This window comes from Streptomyces atroolivaceus (assembly GCF_000717025.1).
GTDB classification, from domain to species: Bacteria; Actinomycetota; Actinomycetes; order Streptomycetales; family Streptomycetaceae; genus Streptomyces; species Streptomyces atroolivaceus.
In genome coordinates this window covers 1-337 of sequence record NZ_JNXG01000078.1, presented here as the reverse complement: position 1 = coordinate 337, position 337 = coordinate 1, and the positions used below count along the sequence as shown (strand labels likewise).

Genomic DNA, 337 nt, shown 5'->3' with positions numbered 1-337 from the left:
AGGAGCACTTCTTACCAAGTTCGCTTGGTCAGAGGCCAGTACACCGGCGAATGTTCGGTGCTGGTTGCTCATGGGTGGAACGTTGACTATTCGGCACGACAGGTCATTCTCTGCAAGTACTGCTTCGGCGTGGAACGTGGTGAGGGATCGGTCGGGTCGGGCACGCTGTTGGGTATCTGAAGGTATGGCCGTATGGCTGCCTTCGGTTGCCGGCCCCAGTGCACTCGTTCGTCAGAACGGGGTGATGGGTGGCTGGTCGTTGTTTGAGAACTGCACAGTGGACGCGAGCATCTGTGGCCAAGTTTTTAAGGGCGCACGGTGGATGCCTTGGCACCAG

Annotated in this window: 1 protein-coding gene; it reads left to right on the top strand. The window is 58.2% G+C overall.

Annotated elements, in window-relative coordinates:
* Positions 1-180, top strand: a 180-nt coding sequence (locus OO67_RS39450; protein ID WP_208861135.1) for a hypothetical protein, incomplete at its 5' end; no start/stop codon positions are given.
* Between the last annotated feature and the right edge of the window lie 157 nt (positions 181-337).